The organism is Streptomyces sp. NPDC005811 (assembly GCF_040630405.1).
Taxonomy (GTDB): Bacteria; Actinomycetota; Actinomycetes; order Streptomycetales; family Streptomycetaceae; genus Streptomyces.
The window spans coordinates 1-8,733 of sequence record NZ_JBEXXK010000116.1 but is presented as its reverse complement, the minus strand read 5'-3'; the positions used below and the strand labels follow the sequence as shown (position 1 = coordinate 8,733).

Below are 8,733 nucleotides of genomic sequence, written 5' to 3'. Positions count from 1 at the left end.
TCGCCGATCCTCTACTACGGCGACGAGATCGGCATGGGCGACAACATCTGGCTCGGCGACCGCGACGCCGTCCGCACCCCGATGCAGTGGACACCTGACCGCAACGCCGGCTTCTCGTCCTGCGACCCGGGGCGGCTGTGCCTGCCGACCATCATGGACCCCGTCTACGGCTACCAGGTCACCAACGTCGAGGCGTCCATGGCGGATCCGTCCTCGCTGCTGCACTGGACCCGCCGCATGATCGAGATCCGCAAGCAGAACCCCGCCTTCGGCCTCGGGACGTACACCGAACTGCCCTCCTCGAACCCGGCCGTGCTCGCGTTCCTCCGCGAGGCCCCCCTGCCCGGGGAAGGAGGGGACGACCTCGTGCTGTGCGTGCACAACTTCTCGCGCTTCGCCCAGCCCACCGAGCTGGACCTGCGCCGGTACAACGGGCGCCACCCGGTCGAGCTGTTCGGCGGGGTGCGCTTCCCGGCCATCGGTGAACTGCCCTATCTGCTCACGCTGGCCGGGCACGGCTTCTACTGGTTCCGGCTCACCCGGGCCGCGGCCCGGGTCGGCCGACGCCGGTGAGCGCGACGCCTGTGCGCGTGCGCCGAGGAAAGGATGGGTCACCGTGACGAAGACCGCCCCGCTCAGGCCGAGCACCGCGAGCGCCTTCCGCTCCGGGGGGCCGCTCGTCGCGCTGCTGCGCGAGTGGCTGCCCCGGCAGCGCTGGTTCGCCGGGAAGGACCGGCCGCTCACCGACCTGCGCATGCTGTCGATGACGGAGCTGTACCCGGGCTGTCTCCATCTGCTCGTGCACGCCGGCCAGTCCGGGGTGCCGACACCCGGGGGCACTCCCCCAGCCGGTGACTGCTACCAGCTGCTCCTCGGTCTCCAGGAGCATCTGTCGCCCCGGCTGGGCCGGGCCCTGATCGGCAGGGTCGAGGACGGCCCGCTGGCCGGGCTGACGGTGCACGACGCGTTGCAGGACCCCCGGTCGGCCCAGCTGCTCCTGGAGCGGATGCGGCACCCGGGCACGCTCGGTCCGCTGAGCTTCGAGTCGGACCCGTCGGTGTCGCTGCCCGCCGGGCTCGCCCCGCGGCTGCTGGAGGCGGAGCAGTCCAACACCTCGCTGGTGTACGGCGACGCGTACATCCTGAAGATCTTCCGGCGGATCCAGCCGGGGGTGAACCCCGATCTGGAGGTGCCGGTGGCGCTGGCCGGCCAGGGGTGCGGTCGGGTCCCCGCGCCGGTGGCCTGGTTCCGGACCACCCACCCCCAGGAGGCCACCCTCGGCGTACTCCAGCCGTTCCTGCCCGACGCGGCGGACGGCTGGACGCTGGCGCTCCAGGCGCTGGCCCGGGGCGAGGACTTCACCGCGGAGTCCGAGGAGCTGGGCCGGGCGACGGCCGACGTGCATCTGGCGCTCGCGGCGGCCCTGCCGGCCGGTCCGGACGCCGAGGACGGGCGGACGGCGGCCGCGATGACGGAGCGGCTGGAGGCGGCGGCGCACCACGTGCCGGCGCTGCGGCCGTTCGTCCCGGGGCTGACCACGGCGTTCGCCTCGCTCGCGGTCTGCGACCAGGGGCCGCCCGCCCAGCGCATCCACGGCGATCTACATCTGGGACAGGTGCTGCGGGCCGGGCGGGACTGGTTCGTCATCGACTTCGAGGGCGAGCCGTCCCGGCCGCTGGCCGAGCGGCGGCTCGCCCACTCCCCGGTGCGGGACATCGCGGGCATGCTGCGCTCCTTCGACTACGCCGCCCGGCAGCGGCGGCCCTGGCGGCCGGAGTGGGCGCGCCGTTGCCGGGAGGCCTACTGCGCCGGCTACGCGGCCCGAGCGGGCTGGGATCCCCGCAAGAAGCACGCGCTTCTGCGTGCCTATGAGACGGATCGCGCCGTTTACGAAGTGTTGTACGAGGCCCGCAACCGGCCCGACTGGCTACCCGTACCCATGGCGGCGATCGAACGACTCGCCGTCCGAGGAGGCTGACCCCCATGGCCCTGCGCGACACCGCTCCCCCCGAGGCCGCCGGTCCCCGGCCGCTCGCGGCGCCCGCGCTCGACCCCGCCGACCGCGCCCGGCTGCTGTCGGGCGCCCATCACGACCCGCACGCCCTGCTGGGCGCGCACCCGGTGGCGGGGGGCGTGCTGTTCCGGGCCCTGCGCCCGTTCGCCGGCTCCGTGAGCGTGGTCGTCGACGGTACGGCGATCCCGCTCGCCTCGGAGGAGGACGGTCTCTTCGCCGCCGTACTGCCGCTCGACGAGGTGCCGGCGTACACGCTGCGGGTGGCGTACGACGGAGACCCGTGCGAGGTGGAGGACCCGTACCGGTTCCTGCCGGCGCTCGGTGACCTGGATCTGCATCTGGTGCGGGAGGGCCGGCACGAGGAGTTGTGGCGGGCGCTGGGCGCCGAGCCGATGACCCATCAGGGGGTGGCCGGCACCCGGTTCACGGTGTGGGCGCCGAACGCGCGGGGCGTGCGGGTCGCGGGCGACTTCTGCTGCTGGGACGGGACCGCGTTCCCGATGCGCTCGCTCGGCGCGGCCGGGGTGTGGGAGCTGTTCCTGCCCGGCATCGGCGAGGGCACCCGGTACAAGTTCGAGATCACCTCCCGGCACGGCGGGCGGTTCCTGAAGGCCGATCCGATGGCGCGGCGGGCGGAGGTCCCGCCGGACACGGCGTCGATCGTGCACGCCTCGCACTACACCTGGGGCGACGCGGAGTGGATGGCGCACCGGGGTGACGTCCCGGTGCACCGGGCGCCGTTCTCGGTCTACGAGGTCCATCTGCCGTCCTGGCGGCCGGGGCTGACGTACCGGGAGCTGGCCGAGGTGCTCCCGGCCTATGTGACCGGCCTCGGCTTCACCCATGTGGAGTTCATGCCGGTCGCCCAGCACCCCTTCGCCGGGTCCTGGGGCTACCAGGTCACCGGGTTCTACGCGCCGACCGCCCGGCTCGGCACCCCGGACGACTTCAAGTACCTGGTGGACGCCCTGCACCGGGCCGGGGTCGGGGTGATCGTGGACTGGGTGCCGGCGCACTTCCCGAAGGACGACTGGGCGCTGGCCCGGTTCGACGGGGATCCGCTGTACGAGCCCGGGGACGCGCGGCGGGCCGAGCACCCGGACTGGGGGACGTTCGAGTTCGACTACGCGCGCACCGAGGTGCGCAACTTCCTGGTCGCCAACGCCACCTACTGGTGCGAGGAGTTCCACGTCGACGGGCTGCGGGTGGACGCCGTCGCCTCGATGCTCTACCTGGACTACTCGCGGGACTCCGGGCAGTGGGAGCCCAACGCGTACGGCGGGCGGGAGGATCTGGCCGCCATGGCGTTCCTCCAGGAGATGAACGCCACCGTGTACCGGCGCTGCCCGGGGGTCGTCACGATCGCGGAGGAGTCGACCGCCTGGGGCGGGGTGACCCGGCCGACCGACAGCGGCGGGCTGGGCTTCGGCCTGAAGTGGAACATGGGCTGGATGCACGACTCGCTCCAGTACATGACGAAGGAACCGGTGCACCGCAAGTACCACCACAACGAGATGACCTTCTCGATGGTGTACGCGTACAGCGAGAACTACGTGCTGCCCATCTCCCACGACGAGGTGGTGCACGGCAAGCAGGCGCTGGTGTCGAAGATGCCCGGCGACTGGTGGCAGCGGCGCGCGAACCACCGGGCGTACCTGGGGTTCATGTGGGCCCATCCCGGCAAGCAGCTGCTGTTCATGGGACAGGAGTTCGCACAGGGGGCCGAGTGGTCCGAGGCGCACGGTCCCGAGTGGTGGCTGCTCGACCCCGGGTACGCGTCCGCGGGCGATCACCGGGGTGTGCAGGACCTGGTGCGTGATCTGAACACGCTGTACCGGTCGACCCCGGCGCTGTGGGAGCGCGACACCGACCCGGACGGGTTCCGGTGGGTGCTCGGGGACGCCGCCGACGACAACGTCCTCGCGTTCCTGCGGTACGGCGCCGACGGCACCCCGCTGCTCGCGGTGAGCAACTTCTCGCCGGTGGTCCGCCACGACTACCTGCTGTCCGTCCCCGGTGAGGCACCCGTGTGGGAGGAGGTCCTCAACACCGACGCGGCGCGGTACGGCGGCGGTGACGTCGTCCACGCCGATCCGGTCAAGGCGGCGAACGGGGAGCTGATGCTCACGCTGCCGCCGCTGGCCACGGTGTGGCTGAGGCCGTCGTCCGTGTGAGACAGCCCCGAAGGGGCAGTCGGGTGCGTGCACCCGTCAGCAGTGCCGTCCGTCAGCAGGCAAGGCGCAGAGAAAGGCCGCATCGCGTGCGCACCGTCGGAGTGGAGGAGGAGCTCCTCCTGGTCGACCCGGAGACCGGGGAGCCCAGGGCGCTGTCCGCCGCGGTGCTCGCCCGCGCCGCGCGGTACGACGTGGCGGAGGAGGAGCCCGTCTTCCAGAAGGAACTGCACAACCAGATGGTCGAGTTCGCCACCCATCCCCAGGCGGAGATGGGTGAGCTGGGCGCGGACATCGTCCGGATCCGCGCGGAGGCGGCCAAGCACGCGCGGGAGGCCGGCTGCGCGGTCGCCGCGCTGGCCACCTCCCCGCTCGCGGTGCGCCCCTCCGTGAGCATCGGGTCGCGCTACCGGTGGATGGCGGACCAGTACCGCATCGCGACCCGTGAGCAGATCGTGTGCGGCTGTCACGTGCATGTCTCGGTCGACTCGGACGAGGAGGGGGTCGCGGTCATCGACCGGCTCCGGCCGTGGCTGTCGGTGCTGACCGCGCTGAGCGCCAACTCGCCGTTCTGGCAGGGCCGGGAGACGGGGTACAGCAGCTATCGCAGCCGGGTGTGGCTGCGCTGGCCGTCGGCCGGTCCGACCGAGCTGTTCGGGTCGGCCGAGCGCTACCACCGGCGGGTGGCGGACATGCTGGCCACGGGGACGATCCTCGACGAGAAGATGGTCTACTTCGACGCCCGGCTGTCGGCGCGCTGGCCGACGGTGGAGGTGCGGGTGGCCGATGTCTGTCTGCACGCGGACACCGCCGTCCTCGTCGCGACGCTGGCGCGGGCCCTCGTGGAGACGGCCGCCCGGGACTGGCGGGCCGGGAAGGAGCCGGCGGACCACAGCGTCAGCCTGCTGCGGCTGGCCGACTGGCGGGCCGCCCGCTCCGGGCTGACCGGGGACCTGGTCGACCCGCTGACCATGCGGAACGCGCCCGCCGAGAGCGTCGTACGGTCGCTGCTGGAGTACGTCGAGGACGCGCTCACGGACACCGGGGACCTGGAGCGGGCCCGGGAGGCGTGCGCCGGGCTGCTGCGGAACGGCAACGGGTCGCAGGTGCAGCAGGAGGTGTTCGCGCGGACGGGCAGCCTGCGCGAGGTCGTCACCACCTGCGTGCGGCAGACCCAGGCCTGAGGCCGGTTGGCCGGTTTCCGACTGCGGCCCGCGACGGGCCAGGTCACCGACGCTCATCGTTTGGTCGGTTCCCGGCCACAACCGGTCCCGCCTGGGCTACATTCGCCAGCGTCGATAACAGTTCTCGTCGACGGGGTCACCCTTCGTACATGTCAGGAGCAGCGTATGCGCGACTTCGCTGTCGCTCCCCCATCCGTTTCGCCCCTGACCGGAGGGCTCGCCGACAGCGTTTTCGAGACAGCGGCCCGCACCCCCGTGCTCGCCGTCCTGGCCCGCCGCCGTGAGCCCGGCTCCGCCACCTGGGACGAGGTGACGGCCGTCGAGCTGCGCGACCATGTGGTGGACCTGGCCAAGGGGTTCGTGGCCTCCGGGATCTCCCCCGGCCACCGGGTCGCGATCATGGCGCGCACCCGGTACGAGTGGACCGTCCTGAGTTACGCCCTGTGGGCGGTGGGCGCCGAGGTGGTGCCCGTGTACCCGACCTCCTCGCGGGACCAGGTCGAGTGGATCCTGCGGGACTCGGCCTGTGTGGGCGTGGTCGTCGAGGACGAGCAGAGCGTCATGACGGTGGGGTCGGTGTGCGCGACCCTGCCCCGGCTGCGGCACGTCTGGCAGCTCGACACGGGGGCGCTGGAGGAGCTCGCGCGGCGCGGCCAGTACGTCCCGGTGACCACCGTGGACTCGCTGCGCCGGATCGTGCTGCCCGACTCCACCGCGGTGATCGCGTACACCTCGGGCACCTCGGGCCGTCCGCTCGGCTGCGCGCTGAGCCACCGCAGCCTGGCCAGCCCCTGCGACACCCTGCTCGCCGGCTGGGGACAGACCGCCGCGCCGGCCGGGGAGCAGGCCTCCGTCCTCGCGTTCCTGCCGTTCTCCCATGTGTACGGCCTGATGATCCAGGGGCTGTGTCTGCGCGGGGGCATCCTGATGGGGCACGAGCCCGATCTGAGCGCGGCGTCGCTCTCGGCGGCGCTCCAGTCCTTCCGGCCGACGTATCTGTACGCGGTGCCGTCGGTGTTCGAGAAGATCTACAAGAACTTCCTGCGGGTGGCGCAGGAGTCGGGCCGCGGGGCGCTGTTCGAGCGGGCGGCGGAGACCGCGCGGGACTTCGCGGCGGCCGTCGAACGCAATCGGCTGGGCCGGGGTTCGGGGCCCGGCTTCGACCTGCGGCTCCAGCACGCCCTGTTCGAGCGGACGGTGTACCGCCGGCTGCGCGCGGCGCTGGGCGGCCGGGTGCACCGCGCCACCTCGGGCGGCTCCCCGCTCCACCGCGACCTGTCCCTGTTCTACGAGGGCATCGGCGTGTACGTGCACGACGGGTACGGGCTCACCGAGACCAGCGGCGGGGTCACCATGCAGCCGCTGGGCCGGGAGCGGTCCGGGACGGTCGGGCAGGCCCTGCCGGGCACGGACATCCGGGTGGCGGAGGACGGGGAGATCCTGGTGCGCGGCCCGTCGGTGTTCCAGGGCTATGTCAACGACGACGCCGCGACCCGGGCCGCGCTGCGGGGCGGCTGGCTGGCCACGGGCGATCTGGGTTTCCTGGACAACGACGGCTATCTGACCATCACGGGGCGCAAGAAGGACGTCATCATCACCAGCAGCGGCAAGAGCGTGGCGCCGGCCGCGCTGGAGCAGCGGCTGCGGATGCATCCGCTCGTGCACCAGGCGGTGGTCGTCGGCGACAACCGGCCCTGCGTGGGCGCGCTGATCACCCTGGACCCCGAGTTCCTGGCGCACTGGCGCGGCAGCCTGACGCTGTACGGGGAGGGCCGGGAGGCCCGTGAGGAGAACGCGCTGCGGGAGGAGATCGCCCGGGCGGTCGCCGCGGCCAACAGCACGGTGTCCCGCTCGGAGTCGATCCGGGCCTTCCGGATCCTGCCGCAGCCCTTCGACCAGACCAACGGGCTGCTGACCCCGTCGATGAAGCTGCGCCGCGACTCGATCGTGCAGCACTACGCGGCGGAGATCGAGGCGATGTACCAGGCGAGGGCCCGGCTGCCCCGGCAGACGCCTACGGAGGAGATCCTGAGCTGGGACGACGCGGACGACGTCTTCCGCTGAGGGTGAGGGCGCGCGGGGGCGCGTAGGACGGGCCGACTCGGGAACCCTGTGAGGGGCGACGAGAGATCCGGACGAGAGATCCGTACGAGAAAGGACGCCGGCCCCCGCTGGCGGTGGGCCGCACCCACGACATGGCGATCGACCCGCGCGGCGACGACTCCCGGGCCGGTACGGCCGTACCCGCCCGGACCGTGCGGTTCGCGGGCGAGCCGCAGGACGTGACGGGCGCGCGGCTGGCCGCGGAGGAGTTCCTCGACGCGCTCGCGGAGGTCACCCCGCCGGCCGCGCCGGAGTGCTGGCACGACATCGTGCTGATCGTCACGGAGCTGGCGTCCAACGCCGTGCGGTTCGCGCCGGGCCCGTTCGAGCTGGCGCTGCGGCCCACGTTCGACGGGGTGCATGTCACCCTGCACGACACCAGTGCGGTACGGCCGTCCCCGCGGCCCTTCCGGCCGGACACCGGGGGCGGCGGCATCGGCTGGTACCTGATCGAGGCGCTGTGCACGCAGGTCAGCGTGGTCCCGGACGGGGCGGGCAAGGCGGTTCACGTGTTCCTGCCGTGGTGAGGCGGGCCGGAGCCGGGGCGGGGCGCAGCGGTACCCGGACCCGGATCGACTTCCCGCCGCCGTCGGGGCGTGCCTCGATGCGCAGGTCGTGGGTGAGCCGGATGATCAGGGGCCAGCCGTAGCCGTTGCCGCGGTGGGCCGTCGGCGGTTCCCCGGTGCCGTAGGCGGCGGGCGGCACCGCCTCGCTGCGGTCGTGCACGGCGAGCCGTACCCCGCCGGGCACGGGCGTCACCTCGAACCCGGCCAGGCCTCCGCCGTGCCGGATCGCGTTGGTCACCAGCTCGGAGACCACCAGCAGCAGATCGATGACGTCCCCTTCGTCCGGCGGAAGCCCGCGGCCACCCCAGTGGGCGTCAACGACGGCGCGCGCCCTGGCCCGCGCGGCGGCGACGGTCGGCGTCGGGGTGGTCGACGGCGCGCCGGCCCCGGCGGTTGGCGGCGGGGCGGTCGGCGGCGGGGCGGCCCCGGCGGTCGGCGGCGGGGCGGACGGCGGCGGGGCGGGCGCGGCGGGCGAGGGCAGGTTGGCCACGACGGGCGACGGCCGAGCGGTCGACGGCGAGCCGACCCCGGCGGTCGACGACCAGGCGGGCGTGGCGGGCGAGGACGGGTTGGCCGCGACGGGCGGGGGCAGGCTGCTCGCGACGGGCGACGGCCGAGCGGTCGACGGCGAGCCGGCCCCGGCGGTCGACGACCAGGCGGGCGTGGCAGGAGACGGCGGGGCGGGCGCGGCGGGC

6 protein-coding genes and 2 pseudogenes are annotated in these 8,733 nt (G+C 73.4%); 6 read left to right on the top strand and 2 right to left on the bottom strand.

The window, feature by feature from the left end; translation table 11 throughout:
• From ABZ490_RS51735 to ABZ490_RS51710, 6 genes are all read left to right on the top strand, one after another.
• Window positions 1-573: alpha-glucosidase C-terminal domain-containing protein (locus ABZ490_RS51735; RefSeq protein ID WP_359007915.1), on the top strand; the 573-nt coding region annotated here is incomplete at its 5' end.
• A 43-nt stretch (window positions 574-616) separates the two neighbouring features.
• The gene (locus ABZ490_RS51730; protein WP_359007912.1) at window positions 617-1,978 is read left to right on the top strand and encodes a maltokinase; all 1,362 of its coding nucleotides are present in this window, start codon (window positions 617-619) and stop codon (window positions 1,976-1,978) included.
• A gap of 5 nt (window positions 1,979-1,983) precedes the next feature.
• Complete coding sequence (gene glgB, locus ABZ490_RS51725) at window positions 1,984-4,188, top strand: 1,4-alpha-glucan branching enzyme (RefSeq protein WP_359007909.1); 2,205 nt, start codon at window positions 1,984-1,986, stop codon at window positions 4,186-4,188.
• 86 nt (window positions 4,189-4,274) lie between these two features.
• On the top strand, window positions 4,275-5,369 hold the full coding sequence (locus tag ABZ490_RS51720) for a glutamate--cysteine ligase (protein WP_359007906.1): 1,095 nt from the start codon (window positions 4,275-4,277) through the stop codon (window positions 5,367-5,369).
• A 165-nt stretch (window positions 5,370-5,534) separates the two neighbouring features.
• Window positions 5,535-7,433 (top strand): AMP-dependent synthetase/ligase, encoded by a 1,899-nt coding sequence (locus ABZ490_RS51715; RefSeq protein WP_359007903.1) that lies wholly within the window; start codon window positions 5,535-5,537, stop codon window positions 7,431-7,433.
• Between the two features lie 131 nt (window positions 7,434-7,564).
• Window positions 7,565-7,999, top strand: coding sequence for an ATP-binding protein (locus tag ABZ490_RS51710; protein WP_359007918.1), 435 nt, complete (start codon window positions 7,565-7,567; stop codon window positions 7,997-7,999).
• Here ABZ490_RS51710 and ABZ490_RS51705 read toward each other — a convergent pair.
• Window positions 7,944-8,318, bottom strand: a pseudogene (locus ABZ490_RS51705) (ATP-binding protein); the annotation flags it as partial. The gene ABZ490_RS51710 and the pseudogene ABZ490_RS51705 overlap by 56 nt on opposite strands.
• A 34-nt stretch (window positions 8,319-8,352) precedes the next feature.
• Window positions 8,353-8,733, bottom strand: a pseudogene (locus ABZ490_RS51700) (hypothetical protein); the annotation flags it as partial.

What these genes read in the sequence shown, in the direction of transcription:
- ABZ490_RS51715 (WP_359007903.1), top strand. Translation starts at nt 5,535, where the DNA reads ATGCGCGACTTCGCTGTCGCTCCCCCATCCGTTTCGCCCCTGACCGGA.
- ABZ490_RS51710 (WP_359007918.1), top strand. Translation starts at nt 7,565, where the DNA reads ATGGCGATCGACCCGCGCGGCGACGACTCCCGGGCCGGTACGGCCGTA.
- glgB (WP_359007909.1), top strand. Translation starts at nt 1,984, where the DNA reads ATGGCCCTGCGCGACACCGCTCCCCCCGAGGCCGCCGGTCCCCGGCCG.